The sequence below is a fragment of the Streptomyces sp. NPDC001770 genome, from assembly GCF_053596135.1.
Genome location: NZ_JBSFFN010000015.1, coordinates 79,105 through 93,226, shown reverse-complemented (window position 1 = coordinate 93,226; position 14,122 = coordinate 79,105). Strand labels below are relative to the sequence as shown.

15 protein-coding genes, 1 tRNA gene and 1 riboswitch are annotated in these 14,122 nt (G+C 70.1%); of the genes, 8 read left to right on the top strand and 8 right to left on the bottom strand.

Annotated elements, in window-relative coordinates; genetic code table 11:
• Positions 1 to 177: 177 nt before the first annotated feature.
• Entirely contained in the window at positions 178 to 930 is a 753-nt protein-coding gene (locus tag ACWCSV_RS15995) for an MBL fold metallo-hydrolase (protein WP_451142537.1), read from the top strand.
• 49 nt (positions 931 to 979) lie between these two features.
• Here ACWCSV_RS15995 and ACWCSV_RS15990 read toward each other — a convergent pair whose 3' ends face one another.
• Positions 980 to 1,891 carry a DUF7916 family protein gene (locus ACWCSV_RS15990; RefSeq protein WP_451142535.1) on the bottom strand — a complete coding sequence of 304 codons (912 nt, stop codon included), beginning with the start codon at positions 1,889 to 1,891 and terminating at the stop codon, positions 980 to 982.
• 130 nt (positions 1,892 to 2,021) lie between these two features.
• On the bottom strand, positions 2,022 to 3,281 hold the full coding sequence (locus ACWCSV_RS15985) for a PTS transporter subunit EIIC (protein WP_451142533.1): 1,260 nt from the start codon (positions 3,279 to 3,281) through the stop codon (positions 2,022 to 2,024).
• A 215-nt stretch (positions 3,282 to 3,496) separates the two neighbouring features.
• Between ACWCSV_RS15985 and ACWCSV_RS15980 the strand changes: the two genes are divergently transcribed.
• The 4 genes from ACWCSV_RS15980 (at position 3,497) to rdgB (ending at position 6,026) form a co-directional block, all read left to right on the top strand.
• A complete protein-coding gene (locus ACWCSV_RS15980; protein ID WP_266704842.1) occupies positions 3,497 to 3,730 on the top strand; it encodes a PTS glucose/sucrose transporter subunit IIB in 234 nt (77 codons plus the stop codon).
• Positions 3,731 to 3,999: 269 nt separating this feature from the next.
• Complete coding sequence (rph, locus tag ACWCSV_RS15975) at positions 4,000 to 4,746, top strand: ribonuclease PH (RefSeq protein ID WP_451142531.1); 747 nt, start codon at positions 4,000 to 4,002, stop codon at positions 4,744 to 4,746.
• A gap of 170 nt (positions 4,747 to 4,916) precedes the next feature.
• The gene (locus ACWCSV_RS15970) at positions 4,917 to 5,306 is read left to right on the top strand and encodes a hypothetical protein (RefSeq protein ID WP_451142529.1); all 390 of its coding nucleotides are present in this window, start codon (positions 4,917 to 4,919) and stop codon (positions 5,304 to 5,306) included.
• 117 nt (positions 5,307 to 5,423) lie between these two features.
• Positions 5,424 to 6,026, top strand: a complete 603-nt coding sequence (rdgB, locus tag ACWCSV_RS15965; protein WP_327176006.1) for an RdgB/HAM1 family non-canonical purine NTP pyrophosphatase — start codon at positions 5,424 to 5,426, stop codon at positions 6,024 to 6,026.
• Between the two features lie 55 nt (positions 6,027 to 6,081).
• On the opposite strand, the gene ACWCSV_RS15960 is transcribed toward rdgB, so the two are convergent.
• From ACWCSV_RS15960 to bcp, 5 genes are all read right to left on the bottom strand, one after another.
• Positions 6,082 to 6,156 (bottom strand) — tRNA-Leu (locus ACWCSV_RS15960).
• Positions 6,157 to 6,169: 13 nt separating this feature from the next.
• The gene (locus tag ACWCSV_RS15955; protein WP_451142526.1) at positions 6,170 to 7,009 is read right to left on the bottom strand and encodes an HNH endonuclease signature motif containing protein; all 840 of its coding nucleotides are present in this window, start codon (positions 7,007 to 7,009) and stop codon (positions 6,170 to 6,172) included.
• Positions 7,006 to 7,629: an HNH endonuclease gene (locus ACWCSV_RS15950; RefSeq protein ID WP_451142524.1), complete on the bottom strand. Its 624-nt coding sequence runs from the start codon at positions 7,627 to 7,629 to the stop codon at positions 7,006 to 7,008. Before ACWCSV_RS15950 ends, ACWCSV_RS15955 begins: the two co-directional genes overlap by 4 nt.
• A 155-nt stretch (positions 7,630 to 7,784) precedes the next feature.
• On the bottom strand, positions 7,785 to 9,281 hold the full coding sequence (gene proP, locus ACWCSV_RS15945; protein WP_451142522.1) for a glycine betaine/L-proline transporter ProP: 1,497 nt from the start codon (positions 9,279 to 9,281) through the stop codon (positions 7,785 to 7,787).
• A gap of 173 nt (positions 9,282 to 9,454) precedes the next feature.
• Positions 9,455 to 9,922, bottom strand: coding sequence for a thioredoxin-dependent thiol peroxidase (bcp, locus tag ACWCSV_RS15940; RefSeq protein WP_451013424.1), 468 nt, complete (start codon positions 9,920 to 9,922; stop codon positions 9,455 to 9,457).
• Positions 9,923 to 10,050: 128 nt separating this feature from the next.
• Here bcp and ACWCSV_RS15935 point away from each other — a divergent pair, with 128 nt between their 5' ends.
• From ACWCSV_RS15935 to ACWCSV_RS15925, 3 genes are all read left to right on the top strand, one after another.
• Positions 10,051 to 10,383 carry a DUF3618 domain-containing protein gene (locus ACWCSV_RS15935; RefSeq protein ID WP_451142520.1) on the top strand — a complete coding sequence of 111 codons (333 nt, stop codon included), beginning with the start codon at positions 10,051 to 10,053 and terminating at the stop codon, positions 10,381 to 10,383.
• A gap of 147 nt (positions 10,384 to 10,530) precedes the next feature.
• Positions 10,531 to 10,872, top strand: coding sequence for a GroES family chaperonin (locus ACWCSV_RS15930; RefSeq protein WP_266704824.1), 342 nt, complete (start codon positions 10,531 to 10,533; stop codon positions 10,870 to 10,872).
• A 51-nt stretch (positions 10,873 to 10,923) separates the two neighbouring features.
• Positions 10,924 to 10,990: riboswitch (guanidine-III (ykkC-III) riboswitch) on the top strand.
• Positions 10,991 to 11,029: 39 nt separating this feature from the next.
• Positions 11,030 to 11,350 (top strand): DMT family transporter, encoded by a 321-nt coding sequence (locus ACWCSV_RS15925; protein ID WP_266704822.1) that lies wholly within the window; start codon positions 11,030 to 11,032, stop codon positions 11,348 to 11,350.
• Between the two features lie 82 nt (positions 11,351 to 11,432).
• Here ACWCSV_RS15925 and ACWCSV_RS15920 read toward each other — a convergent pair whose 3' ends face one another.
• On the bottom strand, positions 11,433 to 13,997 hold the full coding sequence (locus tag ACWCSV_RS15920; RefSeq protein ID WP_451142518.1) for a transglycosylase domain-containing protein: 2,565 nt from the start codon (positions 13,995 to 13,997) through the stop codon (positions 11,433 to 11,435).
• Positions 13,998 to 14,122 lie beyond the last annotated feature (125 nt).

The window sequence follows — 14,122 nt, the reverse complement described above, 5'->3', positions numbered from 1 at the left end:
ACGGGCGCACGCCCGAAGTCCCCCGGCTTCCATCGAACCGGTGACAGCACAGGTGAGTTCCCCCACAACGGCAGGCCGCAGAGGAGCGACCAGGAGATTCCCGCCTTACGCTCGACAGACCCGCACCCCCCGAACCCACCCGCCGCACCGTGGCCACGTCCCGGAGGTCCACGCTCCATGAAGCTCACCGTCGTCGGCTGCTCCGGCTCCTTCCCGTCCGCGGGATCCGCCTGTTCGAGCTACCTCGTAGAGGCCGACGGCTTCCGGCTGCTCCTCGACATGGGCAACGGCGCCCTCGGCGAGCTGCAGCGCCACGTCGGCCTATACGACCTCGACGCCGTCTTCCTCAGCCACCTGCACGCCGACCACTGCATCGACATGTGCGCGTACTTCGTGGTGCGCTACTACCCGAACAACGGCACCCGCCCCGCCCCCCTCCCCGTGTACGGCCCCGAGGGCACCGAGCGCCGGCTGACCACCGCCCACGCCGACACCCCGCACGAGCGCGCCATGGGCGAGGTCTTCGACTTCCGCACGCTCAAGCCCGGCTGGTTCGAGATCGGCCCCTTCACCGTCCGCACGGAGAAGCTCTGCCACCCCGTCGACACCTTCGGCATCCGGATCGAGCACGGCGGCCGCTCCCTCACCTACTCCGGCGACACCGGAGCCTGCGAGGCCCTGGACGAACTCGCCGAGGACGCCGACCTGTTCCTCTGTGAAGCATCGTTCATCCACGGCAAGGAGGACATCCCGGACCTCCATCTCAACGGGCGCGAGGCCGGGGAGTGCGCCTCCCGCGCCCGCGCCGGACGGCTGGTGCTCACCCACATCCCGCCGTGGACCGACGCCGAACGCAACATCGAGGACGCCCGCGAGGTCTACGCGGGCCCCGTCGAACTCGCCGTGCCGGGCGCCGTCTACGAGATCTGAGCCGGCGCCCGGCCCTCGTCCGGCCCCCGGTATCGGCACGGGCAGGGGCTCAGGATCTCCGGCTGCCACGGCCGCTCAGGGCCATCCGGTTCCAGGTGTGCCGCCGCCCGCGGACCGCCACGGAGTACGCGTACAGCAGCTCCGGATCGCCCATCCCCGGCAGGAACGCGTCCCCGATGTGATGGGCGTCGATCCCGATCTCCTTGGCGTTCAGGGCCAGCTGGGGCACCACGTCCGTGTGCGCGCCCTCCTGGCTCGTACCGATCGCCCCCATCACCACCGCCCCCGCGTCCTGCACCGCCGCCACCGCCTCGGCCGCCAGCTCCCTCGTCACTCCCGGCATCGTCCCCGGCAGCGGCAGCACCACCCCGTCCGCACCCGCCTCCACCAGCGCCGTCAGCCGCGCGGCCGTCAGCCGCTCCGGATGGCCCGCGTGGTGCATCTTGCCGCTCCAGAGCGCCACCTCGTCACCGAGCCCCTTCCGCAGCTCCTCGGTCACCCGCGCCAGCCCCTCGTACGAACCACCGGTCCCCGGGTTCGCCGTCAGGCAGAGCATCGCCGCCCCCATCCCGACCAGCCGCTTCGCGAACTCCGGCTTCGCGCGCCGGATCTCCGGCACGTCCCCCGGCTCCAGATTGATCCCGACCGGCCGCCCGATGTACGCCGCCAGCTCCGCGATCGACGTGAACGCGCCGAGCGCCGGGAGCACCAGCCGCTCCCCGTCCCAGGCGCGTTCGATCAGGTTCAGCACCACGATGTCCGCGCCGAAGGCCGCCATCAACTCGGCGTTGTGGACGCCGTTGTCGCCGGGGTGGGCGGAGAGCACCGCCCGGTCCGCGAACACCTCGGCCACCATCGTCCGCCCCTCGGCGGCGGCCACCGAGGCGGTCAGCCTCCGACCCCGCAGGGCGGCGAGCCGGTCACGGTCGAGATCGAGGATGCGGGGCGTCGGAGAAGTCATGGAAGGAGCCTAAGCCGCATGGGGGCAAATGGGGTGAAATGCCCGCGCCGGGCAGGTGGAGTGGGGTGCGGCAACGGGTGAGGCCCCCGGACCGCGCAGGGCGGTCCGGGGGCCTCGGGTGCGGGCGGCGCTACTTCGTGATGTCCCGCTCGATCTCCTTCTCCACCTCCTCGGGCTCCCGCCCAGGGGTCTGGATGTTGAACTTGACGATCGCGAACCGGAAGACCACGTAGTAGATCACCGCGAAACAGAGCCCGATCGGGATCAGCAGCCACGGCTTCGTGTCCAGATGCCAGTTGACGACCAGGTCGATCAGACCGGCCGAGAAACTGAAGCCCGCGTGGACCCCGAGTGCCCAGGTGACACCCATCGAGACGCCCGTCAGGATCGCGTGCACGCCGTACAGCAGCGGCGCGACGAACATGAACGAGAACTCCAGCGGCTCCGTCACGCCCGTCACGAACGAGGTCAGGGCCACCGACAGCATCAGGCCCCCCACCTCCTTGCGGCGCTCCGGCCGCGCGGTGTGCGCGATGGCCAACGCCGCCGCCGGCAGGCCGAACATCATGATCGGGAAGAAGCCCGAGGTGAACTGCCCCGCCGTCGGGTCCTCCGCGAAGAACCGCGAGATGTCGCCCTGCACCGTCTTGCCGTCGGCGCCCGTGAAGTCGCCCGCCTGGAACCAGAAGAAGGTGTTCAGGAACTGGTGCATGCCGATCGGGATCAGCAGGCGGTTGGCGAAGCCGAAGATGGCCGCACCCCACGCGCCGAGGTCGATCAGCTGCTTGGCGAACCAGGTCAGCGCGTCACCCACCGGCTGCCAGAGCAGGCCGAAGACCACACCGAGAATCACGCAGAGGAACGCCATCAGGATCGGCACCAGCCGGCGCCCGTTGAAGAACCCGAGCCAGTCCACCAGCTTCGTACGGTGGTACCGCTGCCAGACCACCGCGGTCAGCAGCCCGATGAGGATGCCGCCGAGCACACCCGGGTTCTGCGGGACGCCGTCCGGCGCCTTGTCGGTCACCGAGCCGTCCACCGGGAAGGCCGACAGCACGCCCCGGTAGACCAGGAAGCCGACCACCGCCGCCAGGGCGGTCGAGCCGTCCGCCTTCTTCGCGAAACCGATCGCCACACCGATGCAGAACAGCAGCGGCAGGCCCACCGTGCCGTCCAGGATCGCCGAACCACCGTTGAGCAGGACCTTGGACGTCTTGTCCCAGAACCGGCCGTTCAGATACGAGTCGAACAGGTTGCCGAGGCTGACCAGCAGACCCGCCGCGGGAAGCACGGCCACCGGGAGCTGAAGGCTCCGGCCGATCTTCTGCAGACCCGAAACCGGGCCGTTCCACCACTTTGGCTGCGGACCCGCAGCCGCGGTCGTACTCATCGGCATCCTCCCGGAACACGGTCACGTTCGGCGGTCGTCGCAGCCGGCTCGGGCCAGGTGCGCGGACGGTACGGAGCCCGTCCCGAGGGCGGAGCACCGGTGAGCGTCATCCTTGGCGATGGCCCGACCGGGCGCCCGTGAAGTTGGGCCAACCGTGCGTTAGCGTGACAAAGCGGACCCATGGTGGGTCCGCACGCTGCGACAGGGAGAAGGACATGGCCAGCAAGGCTGAGAAGATCGTCGCCGGGCTCGGCGGTATCGAGAACATCGACGAGGTCGAAGGCTGCATCACCCGCCTCCGCACCGAAGTCCACGACCCCAGCAAGGTCGACGAAGCCGCCCTCAAGGCCGCCGGAGCCCACGGCGTCGTCAAGATGGGCACCGCGATCCAGGTCGTCATCGGCACCGACGCCGACCCCATCGCGGCCGACATCGAAGACATGATGTGACGGCATGACCGGCTGCGTGACGGCGTGACCGGCTGACACCAGCCCCCTGTCACCACCACCCGCACCACCCCCGCCGGGTGCCGGCCCCCGACCGGTCCGCACCCGGCACCCGCCGGCACCCCGTCCCGTACCGAGACGCCCCCCACCCGCCCGCGCGTCCCGTCCCGCACGGACACCCGGGCCCCCGCACGCCACGCCGCGGCGACACCCGAACGGCGCCCCACCGCACCCGAACGGACCCGCCCCCGCCAACGGATAAAGTCGACGCCATGTCTCGCATCGACGGCCGCACCCCCGACCAGCTCCGCCCCGTCACCATCGAACGGGGATGGAGCAAGCACGCCGAAGGCTCCGTACTCGTCTCCTTCGGCGACACCAAAGTCCTCTGCACCGCCTCCGTCACCGAAGGCGTACCGCGCTGGCGCAAGGGCAGCGGCGAAGGCTGGGTCACCGCCGAGTACTCCATGCTCCCCCGCGCCACCAACACCCGCGGCGACCGCGAATCCGTCCGCGGCAAGATCGGCGGACGCACCCACGAGATCAGCCGGCTGATCGGCCGCTCGCTGCGCGCCGTCATCGACTACAAGGCCCTCGGCGAGAACACCATCGTCCTCGACTGCGACGTCCTCCAGGCCGACGGAGGCACCCGCACCGCCGCCATCACCGGCGCCTACGTCGCCCTCGCCGACGCCATCACGTGGGCCCAGGGCAAGAAGATCGTCAAGGCCGGCCGCAAGCCCCTCACCGGCACGGTCTCCGCCATCAGCGTCGGCATCGTCGACGGCACCCCCCTCCTCGACCTCCGCTACGAGGAGGACGTCCGCGCCGAGACCGACATGAACGTCGTCTGCACCGGCGACGGCCGCTTCGTCGAGGTCCAGGGCACCGCCGAGGCCGAGCCCTTCGACCGCAACGAACTCAACGCCCTCCTCGACCTCGCCACCGCCGGCTGCGCCGACCTCGCCGCCTTCCAGAACGAGGCGCTCGCCCGCACCCTCGGCACCCCGGGCGCGTAACGCCCACCCTTCCCCGGGTAAAGAAGCAACCAAGAACGCACCGCACAGCGTCCTCACAGACACGGGCGCACGGGTCGAACCGTGCGCCCGTCCATGTGACGACCGTTCCATGTGACGACCCGTCCATCGGACGACCGTTCCATGCGACGACCCCGGGGAGGGACCGCACCATGGCTCTGCGCCGCCACCACCGCACCGCACTCGCCGTCGCCGCCGCAGCACTCACCCTGACCGCGGCGGCCGGATGCGGCGCCGTCGACAAGGCCCTCGACTGCGTACGTACCGCCGACGCCATCGCCACCAGCGTCGGCAACCTCCAGCAGGCCGTCTCCAACGCCTCGGGAGACGTGACCCAGGCCTCCGAGTCGCTCGACCGGATCGACCAGGAACTCGGCAAGCTCAAGGACACCACCGACAACGCCGACCTCGGCAAGGCCGTCGACGACCTCCAGGCCGGAGTCGGCCAGGTCCGCGCCTCCATCGAGGCGGGCGACACCACCCCCGACATCGGCCCGGTCACCGACGCCGCCGGCGAGATCGGCAAGGTCTGCTCACCCTGAGCGGGTGAGACGGGGGCGAGGGCCGGGGACTCCTCCGCGACGGCGAGGGCCGGGGACTCCTCCGCGACGGCGAGGGCCGGGGACTCCTCCGCGACGGCGAGGAGTGACAATCGATCCATGACCCGCCTGATCCTCGCCACCCGCAATGCCGGGAAAATCACCGAACTCCACGCCATCCTCGCCGACGCCGGCCTCAGCCACGAACTCGTCGGCGCGGACGCGTACCCCGAGATCCCGGACGTCAAGGAAACCGGCGTCACCTTCGCCGAGAACGCACTCCTGAAGGCCCATGCCCTGGCCAAGGCCACCGGCCACCCGGCCATCGCCGACGACTCGGGCCTCTGCGTCGACGTCCTCGGCGGCGCCCCCGGCATCTTCTCCGCCCGCTGGGCCGGCCGGCACGGCGACGACCAGGCCAACCTCGACCTGCTCCTCGCCCAGCTCGGCGACATCGACACCCCGCACCGCGCAGCCCACTTCGCCTGCGCCGCCGCCCTCGCCCTCCCGGACGGTACGGAACGCGTCGTCGAGGGCCGCATGCCCGGCACCCTCCGCTTCGCCCCGGCCGGTGCGCACGGCTTCGGCTACGACCCGATCCTCCAGCCCGAGGGCGAGACGCGTACCTGCGCGGAGCTCACTCCGGCGGAGAAGAACGCCATCAGCCACCGCGGCAAGGCGTTCCGCGCGCTGGCACCGGTGGTGCGGGAGCTGGTGGGCTGACATACGCGGAGTGGCTGTCACCTTTGAATCCAAGGTGACAGCCACTCGCTGTGGGTGGGCCCGGTGGGATTTGAACCCACGACACACCGGACCTAAACCGGCGCCCTCTTGCCAGCTGGGGTACGGGCCCGCGCCTCGCTACTCTACTGGGTGCGGCTTCGCCGATTCGAGAATGTTTCGGTCTGGCTATGACATGACGGACACAGGTAGCGCAGATTCTCGCGGCGATCGTCCAAGCGGTCACCGTTGATGTGATCGATCTCCAGGGTGAGACGCTTGCCCTGCCAGGTGTCACCGAGGCCACATGCGGAGCACGTGCGTGAGACTCCGATGTCATCAAGCGCGCGACGCAGCAGCGAGGTCCGGGTCCGGGCAGACCCGGGCTCTTTGCGCCCCAGGATTTCGGATGTGCTCCTGCGGTAGGGGGAGCGGGTCCCTCGAGTGTGCCCCTGCCCGGTGAAGTGGGCAGTCGAAAGGCCGTACTCGTCGAGGTTCCGTTTCAGACGGGCGCGGACGGCGCCGTTGTCCGTGTGGCCGAGAAGTCTCAGTACCTCGGCCACACTCTTGGATTCAGCGACAGCGGAGGTCAGTTCGCTGCGGGACGCGAGAGGCCTGCGGTGTCCACGGCCGCTGGTGAAGTGCGAAGTGTCGATCCCCAGTCGCCCGAGCTTCTTCCGGATGTAGTCGTAGGGGCCGTCGCTGGGAGGGATCCGCATGTATTCCAGCACTTCCCGGATGCTGTGCGAATGCGATGCGGCTTCTTCCAGGAGTTCCTTCGTGTACGTCCGCCTCTCGCGTACCGGCAGAGGGACCTCGGCGAAGTGGGACGTGTCGATTCCGTAGTGCGTCAGGCGACCCCGCACGTAGCGGAGCGGCCTGCTGCCGAGCGGGGCGCCCAATCGACCGAGCATGTCGACGAGGCTGGTGGAGGCGGCTGCTGTCCGGGCCAGGGTTTCGCGGGGGTACCTGTTCCGGTCGCTCACGCCGACCGCCGCCTGCGTCCCCGATAGGTGTCCGTGACCGCGTGGCAGTTCGGGCAGATCAGGCGCAAGTTCTCCGGACGGTTGTCCCACCACTCCCCACTCCTGTGGTCGACCTCCAGTCGTAGCGGTTTGCCGTTCCACTCGATGCCGGTGCCGCACACGGCGCACGACTCGGCGATACCGGTCCGGAGCAGTTCCCGGCGCAGCCTTGCGCCGGGGACCCTGCCGTCCGACGGAGATCCCAGAGTCAGCGTGCTTCTTGCGGCGCCTTTCGGCCGACGCCGGGTCGCGTTCGAGAAGTGTGATGTGTCGATGCGGAGGGCGGTGATCCGGCGGCTGATGTGCGCATGGTTGCCACCCACCGGATTGATGCCAAGCCGGCGAACGACCTCCGCCACGCTTCTGGAGCAGGCGACCGACTCGCGCAGGGTCTCCTCCGTGTGGCGCACCCGGGTGTCGACGAAGTGGGAGATGTCGATTCGGGCCTCGACCATCCTGGCCCGTAGGTAGCGCCTGCTCCCCGGCGTCGGTGTGCTGCCGCACCATCGCACCGCGTCGTCGCAGTTGGTCGTCTCGCGCGCCGCCTCTTCGAGCAGCTCGCGGGTGTAACGGACCGGCATCTCTCTTCCTCCCCGTCCGGCCGCGCGTTCGCGGCCTCGTACGGAGCAACGAACCGGTAATCGGACAGTCACGTCCGCAATGCGATGAGATGGGGAAGGGCTCGCATCGCTTCGACCGGTCGAAGCGATGCGAGCCCTTCCGCGCAGGATCTGTCTCAGAACTTCGGGTCCGGCGACTGCGCGTGGACGAGCTCCGCCGCTTCCTCCGGGGTCTCCACCGAGGGCGGGGAGCCGTCGAGGGGCTTGTTGGCGGTCTCCTTCATGCAGGCCACGGAGATCACGCCGACCAGGGCGGCGGCCATCGCGTAGTACGCGGGCATCAGGTTCGTACCGCTCCAGCTGATCAGGGCGGTGATGACCAGGGGGGTCGTGCCGCCGAAGATCGACGCGGAGAGGTTGTAGCCGACGGAGAGCGAGCCGTACCGGACGTTGGTCGGGAAGAGGGCCGGGAGGGCCGCCGACATGGTGCCGAGCATGCAGAGCAGCGAGAGGCCCAGCATGAGCATGCCGATGGTGATGGCCGGGATGCTGCCCTGCCGGATCAGCAGGAACGACGGCAGCGAGAGCACCAGGAAGCCGAGCATGCCCGCCATCAGCAGCGGCTTGCGGCCGAAGCGGTCGGAGAGCTTGCCGACCTGGCTGATGAGCAGCATGAGGACGACCATCACCACGAGCAGGATCAGCAGTCCGTGGGTCTCGCTGTAGCCGAGTTCGTCGGAGAGGTACGTCGGCATGTACGAGAGGAGCATGTAGTCGGCGATGTTGTACGCGCCGACCAGGCAGATGCAGAGGATCAGCGTCGGCCAGTAGTCGCGGAAGATCTTCGCGAGGTCGCCCTTGGCGGTGGTCTCCACGCTGTCGGCGGCCTCGGACGCGTGGGCGGCGCCGCCCTCCAGCTTCTGGAAGGCGGGGGTCTCGTCGAGGCGGAGGCGGAGGTAGAGGCCGACGAGGCCGAGGGGGCCCGCGACCAGGAAGGGGATGCGCCAGCCCCAGCTTTCCATCTGGCCGGTGTCGAGGAGTGCGTAGAGCGCGGTGACCAGGCCTGCGGCGCCGACGTATCCGGCGAGGGTGCCGAACTCCAGGAAGCTGCCGAAGAAGCCGCGGCGCTTGTCGGGGGCGTACTCGGCGATGAAGGTGGACGCGCCGCCGTACTCACCGCCGGTGGAGAAGCCCTGGAGCATGCGGAAGAGGATCAGCAGGGCGGGCGCCCAGATGCCGATCGTTCCGTGCGAGGGAATGAGGCCGATGGCGAAGGTGCCGATCGCCATCATGATCATCGTGAGGGCGAGGATCTTCTTGCGGCCGACCTTGTCGCCCATCGGGCCGAAGAACATGCCTCCGAGCGGCCGGACGAGGAAGGCCACGGCGAAGGTCGCGAAGGAGGAGAGCAGCTGGGTCGTGTCGTTCCCGGACGGGAAGAAGACGTGTCCCAGGGTGACGGCGAGGTAGGAGTAGATGCCGAAGTCGAACCACTCCATGGCGTTGCCGAGCGAGGCCGCCTTCACCGCGCGCTTGACGGCCTGGTCGTCGGTGACGGTGATGTCGGTGCGCCGGAGTCTGGGGTTCTGGCGTTTCCGGACGGCCCGGAAGAGCATGGGGTGGCGCCTGACCGCGTCGGGGTCGGCCGCCTGGTGGGGTTCGGTGGCCGCCATGGCCGGGTCCTTTCCTCGGAGGATGTTCCAAGGAGGGCTTCTTTGCGGTCATGGCGGTCGCAAACCGATTCACGGGGTTTTTGCGAGGTCCCTCACAGCATCGTGACAGGTTCCTGCCGGTTCCTGCGAGTTTCCGCGCGGGGTTGTCGGCGGGTGGGCGCCCGGGCGGGGTGTCAGATCTTGAGGTCCTTGATGATCTTCGCAACGTGTCCGGCGGCCCGGACGTTGTAGAAGGCGTGTTCGATCAGGCCCTGCTCGTCGACGACGAAGGTGGAGCGGATGGTGCCCGTCACCGTTTTGCCGTAGTTCTGCTTCTCGCCGTACGCGCCGTAGGCCGCGAGGACCTCCTTGGACGGGTCGGCGACCAGGGTGACCTTGAGGTTCTCCTGCTCGCGGAACTTCGCGAGCAGTTCCGGCTTGTCGGGCGATACGCCGATGACGTCGTATCCGGCACCGGTCAGCAGGTCCAGGTTGTCGGTGAAGTCGCAGGCCTGCTTGGTGCAACCGGGGGTAAGGGCCTTGGGGTAGAAGTAGACGATCACCTTGCGGCCCTTGTGGTCCGCGAGCGACACGTCCTTGCCGTCGGCGTCCGGAAGGGTGAAGGCGGGGGCGGTGTCGCCGGGCTGGAGGCGCTCGCTCATGGTTCTCCTCGGGTGGCGCGTGGGGTGTACGCGACCGAGCGTAATAGGGGTGCCGCCGGGTGTGCGGGCGGTCGAGCTGACAGACTGTCGATGAAGGTTTACCGGACGACCACCACGGAGGCGGCGCAGTGTCGGATACGAGGACCCCTGCGCAGATCGAGGCGGACATCATCAGCAGGCGTGAGCAGCTGGCTGTGGTCCTCGACGAGATCGGGGTGCGGGTGCACCCGAAGACGATCATCGGTGACGCGAAGGCCATGGTCGCCGAGAAGGTGGACCGTACGGCGGGCCGCGCGTACGTCGCGGTGAATCGTTCGGTCTCGGACGTGAAGGCGCGGTTCGTGGCGGAGGACGGTTCGCCGCGGCTGGAGCGGGTGGTGCCGGTGGCGCTGCTCGCGGTCGGTGTGGTGGGTCTGCTGGTCGTGTCGACGCGGCGCCCGAAGGGCCGCCGGCGCCGGTGACGGCCTGGGCCGGGCGTGGCCGGTCCGAAGAGGCCGGCCGCCCGGTGGTCGCCCCGGTGGCGCGGGAGGATACGCGTCGCGGCGCGGAAGCGGGTGGACGTACCCCTACGGCGTACGGGCGGTTGCCCGGCGGGTAGGTTGCGGGGCGTGAGCGACAACACCCAGGACGACAAGCTGCCCATCCGCATGCTGCACGACCGTGTGCTGGTCCGGTCCGACTCGCCGGAGGGCGAGCGCCGGTCCGGCGGCGGCATTCTGATTCCCGCGACGGCCGCGGTGGGCCGCCGGCTGGCCTGGGCCAGGGTGGTGGCCGTGGGCCAGAACGTGCGGTCGGTCGAGCCCGGGGACCGGGTGCTGTACGACCCCGAGGACCGTGCCGAGGTCGAGGTGCGGAGCGTGGCGTACGTACTGATGCGGGAGCGGGACCTGCACGCGGTGGCGGCGGACCGTTTCGAGGGCTCGGTCGATTCGACGGGGCTGTACCTGTAGGCGCTGTCCGTCGTGGTGGGGCCCGGTGACTCCCGTCACCGGGCCCCACGGCGTTTGTTGCTACGGTGGAACGACCCGACGAGACGCGCCGTACCGGGCAAGGCAAAGACGACGCGGTCCGTGTTGTTCCGTGTGTCTGTCGTCGGAGGTGGCCGTCGTGGCCTGGGTTCTCTTGATCATTGCCGGCCTGCTCGAAGTGGGCTGGTCGATCGGTATGAAGTACGCGGAGGGGTTCACCCGGCTGTGGCCGAGCGTGTTCACCGTCCTCGGGATCGTGGCCAGCATGCTGCTGCTGGCGCAGGCGGCGAAGTCGCTGCCGATCGGTACGGCCTACGGCGTGTGGGTGGGGATCGGGGCCGCCGGTGCGGCGGTGCTCGGGATGGTGGTGCTGCACGAGCCGGTGACCGCCGCGCGGATCTTCTTCGTCTGCCTGCTGCTGGTGTCCGTGGTGGGGCTGAAGGCGACTTCGGGGCACTGAGCCACTTCGGGGCACTGAGCGGTCCCGGGGCTCTGAACATCTCCGGCCGTCCTGGCCTGGCCCCGCCTAAGTCCGGCCGGCCTCACCGCCAGGGATACGGGAAGTCCGGGCCCCGGCCCGGCCCCCGGCCCGGCCCCCGGGCTCCCTCGGTGAGGCCGCCGCCGGTGCTGCCGTCCCCGGTGGGGCCGCCGCCGTCGCCTGTCTCCCCGGTGCTGCCGGTCTCCCCGCCGCCTTCGGCGGTGCCCGCGTCGGTGCCGCCGCCGTTCGTACCGCCGGTGTCGTTGCCGTTGCCGCCGTTCCCGGTCCCGCCGTTCGCGGTGTTCCCGCCGGTGCCGTTCGCGTTGCCGCCGTTCGTGGGGGAGCCGCCGGTGGGGCCGCCGCCCGTGGTGCCGCCGGTGGCGGTCGGGCCGGGGGTGGCCGGGGTGGTGCCGGCGGGGGTGGTGGGGGTGTCGCCGCTCGGGGTGTCGGACGGGGAGTCGGGGTCGCTGGGCGCTGATTCCTCCTCGGAGGGGTCGGGCTCGTCGCTGCCCTCCGCCAGGTCCAGGTCGAAATCCCGCACCTCGGAGCCTTCGAGGGCGGCCGCGGTGTAGTCGGCCCAGGTCTCGGCGGGGGCGCCGCCGCCGTTGACGCGGGACTGGCCGAGGGCTCCGTACAGGGACTCCTGCGTTCCGGTGTCCGGGTCCTGGCCCATGACGGCGACGACGGTCGCGAGGTCGGGGGTGTAGCCGGCGAACCAGGCGGCCTTGTCCTCCTCGGCGGTGCCGGTCTTCCCGGCGGCGGGGCGGCCCGCGCCCTGCGCGGCCGTACCGGTGCCGCCCTCGACGACGCTCCGCAGGATCGCGGTGGTGGTGTCGGCGGCCTGCCGGCTGACGGCCTGCCGGGTGGTGCGGTCGGGCAGCGAGACGTTCCGGCCGTCCTTGGTGACCTTCTCCACCAGGGTGTACGTGCCGTGCCGCCCGTGGTTGGCGAGGGTCGCGTACGCCTCGGTCATGTCGAGCACGCTGGCGGTGGCCGGGCCGAGCGCGATGGACGGGGAGGCCGTCAGGTCGGGGGTGTCCTCGGGGACGCCGAGGTCGATCGCGGTCTCCTTCACCTTCTGCGGGCCTACGTCCTCGGCCATCTGCGCGTACACCGCGTTGACGGACTTGTCGGTGGCCTCGCGGACGGTGATGGAGCCGTAGCTGACGTCGTCCTCGTTGGCGGGGGCGTACCCGGTGTCGCCCTGGCGCCCTTGGACGGGGCGCTCGTTGGTGCCGTCGTAGCGGGTGTTCGGGGTGATCCGGCGGCCGTCCTGGGTGGTCGCGTCGGTGGCGACGGCGGCGGTGAAGACGAACGGCTTGAAGGTGGAGCCGACCTGGTAGTCGCGGCGGGTCGCGTTGTTGACGTACTGGCGGGTGTAGTCGATCCCGCCGTACAGGGCGACGACCTTGCCGGTGGCGGGGTCGATGGAGGCGCCGCCGACGCGGACGTTTCGGTCGGCCGCCCGGCTGTCGTCGGTCCGGGAGGTCACGTTCTCCTCGACGGCGTCCACGAAGGCGTCCTGCTTCTCCTTCTCCAGGGTGGTGGTGATCCGGTAGCCGCCGGTGGCGAGGGTCTCCTCGGCCACGATCCCGTGGCCGGTCAGATAGTCCTTGACGGCGTTGACGAGGTAACCGCGCTGTCCGGAGAGGCCGGTGGAGGCCTTCGCCCCGTCCGGTGCCGGGAAGGTGAGCGCCGCGCGCGCGGAGGCGCCGAGCCACTCCTCCTTGACCATGCCGTCGAGCACGTAGTTCCAGCGGGCGAGCACGGCCGGCTTGTTCTCCGGGTGGGCGACGACGTCGTACGCGCTGGGGGCGTTGAGGAGCGAGGCGAGGTACGCGCCCTCGGCGACGCCGACGTCGGTGACGTCCTTGCCGTAGTACGCCTGGGCCGCTGCCTGGATGCCGTACGCGTTGCGGCCGAAGTAGCTGGTGTTGAGGTACCCCTCGAAGATCTGGTCCTTGGTCTGCTCGCGGTCCAGCTTGATCGCGATGAAGAACTCCTTGGCCTTGCGGACGACCGTCTGCTCCTGGCCCAGGTAGTAGTTCTTGACGTACTGCTGGGTGATGGTCGAACCGCCCTGCTTGCCCTTGCCGGTGACGGTGTTCCAGGCGGCGCGGACCATGGCGCTGATGTCGACGGCGCGCTCGGAGTAGAAGTTGCGGTCCTCGGCGGCGAGCACGGCGTGCTGGACGTCCTTCGGGACCTGGGCGAGCTGGACGTTCTCCCGGTTGACGTCGCCGTCGCGGGCGATGACCGCCCCGTCGCGGTAGAGGTAGACGTTGCTCTGGGCGGTGGCGCTGGAGTTCGCGGCGGGGATGTCGACGAGCTGGTACCCGGCGATGAAACCGCCGACGAGCAGGACGGCGACGAGCAGTACGGCCCCGAGCACCATCCGCCAGGTCGGTACGAGGCGGCGCCAGCCCTTCCGCCTGGGGCGCTTCGCGCGCTTCGCGCGCTTCGCGCGCTTCTCCGCGGCTCTGCCGTGCGGGGTTCCCGGCGGAGGTCCGTGCGGTGTTCCGTCCGGTGTTCCGTCAGGGTGTTCCTCCCCTGCGGGCGCGGCGTCCTCGTGTCCGGAAGGTTCCCCCGAGGGGTCCCGGGGGGCCCAGCGCTCTGGCTCGTCGCTCATGTCGGTGAAGACTCCTCGGCCGCGGACAGTTCTCCCATACTGCCCCTTTCGTGTCGATAACCCTCGGAACGCACCTGGTTGCGCCCCGGTACGCCCCGCCGGATGCCGCGCGCGCCCCCGGAAAA

Coding starts and splice junctions, on each gene's coding strand:
- ACWCSV_RS15995 (WP_451142537.1), top strand. CDS start 178: ATGAAGCTCACCGTCGTCGGCTGCTCCGGCTCCTTCCCGTCCGCGGGA.
- ACWCSV_RS15990 (WP_451142535.1), bottom strand. CDS start 1,891: ATGACTTCTCCGACGCCCCGCATCCTCGATCTCGACCGTGACCGGCTC.
- ACWCSV_RS15985 (WP_451142533.1), bottom strand. CDS start 3,281: ATGAGTACGACCGCGGCTGCGGGTCCGCAGCCAAAGTGGTGGAACGGC.
- ACWCSV_RS15980 (WP_266704842.1), top strand. CDS start 3,497: ATGGCCAGCAAGGCTGAGAAGATCGTCGCCGGGCTCGGCGGTATCGAG.
- rph (WP_451142531.1), top strand. CDS start 4,000: ATGTCTCGCATCGACGGCCGCACCCCCGACCAGCTCCGCCCCGTCACC.
- ACWCSV_RS15970 (WP_451142529.1), top strand. CDS start 4,917: ATGGCTCTGCGCCGCCACCACCGCACCGCACTCGCCGTCGCCGCCGCA.
- rdgB (WP_327176006.1), top strand. CDS start 5,424: ATGACCCGCCTGATCCTCGCCACCCGCAATGCCGGGAAAATCACCGAA.
- ACWCSV_RS15950 (WP_451142524.1), bottom strand. CDS start 7,629: ATGCCGGTCCGTTACACCCGCGAGCTGCTCGAAGAGGCGGCGCGCGAG.
- proP (WP_451142522.1), bottom strand. CDS start 9,281: ATGGCGGCCACCGAACCCCACCAGGCGGCCGACCCCGACGCGGTCAGG.
- bcp (WP_451013424.1), bottom strand. CDS start 9,922: ATGAGCGAGCGCCTCCAGCCCGGCGACACCGCCCCCGCCTTCACCCTT.
- ACWCSV_RS15920 (WP_451142518.1), bottom strand. CDS start 13,997: ATGAGCGACGAGCCAGAGCGCTGGGCCCCCCGGGACCCCTCGGGGGAA.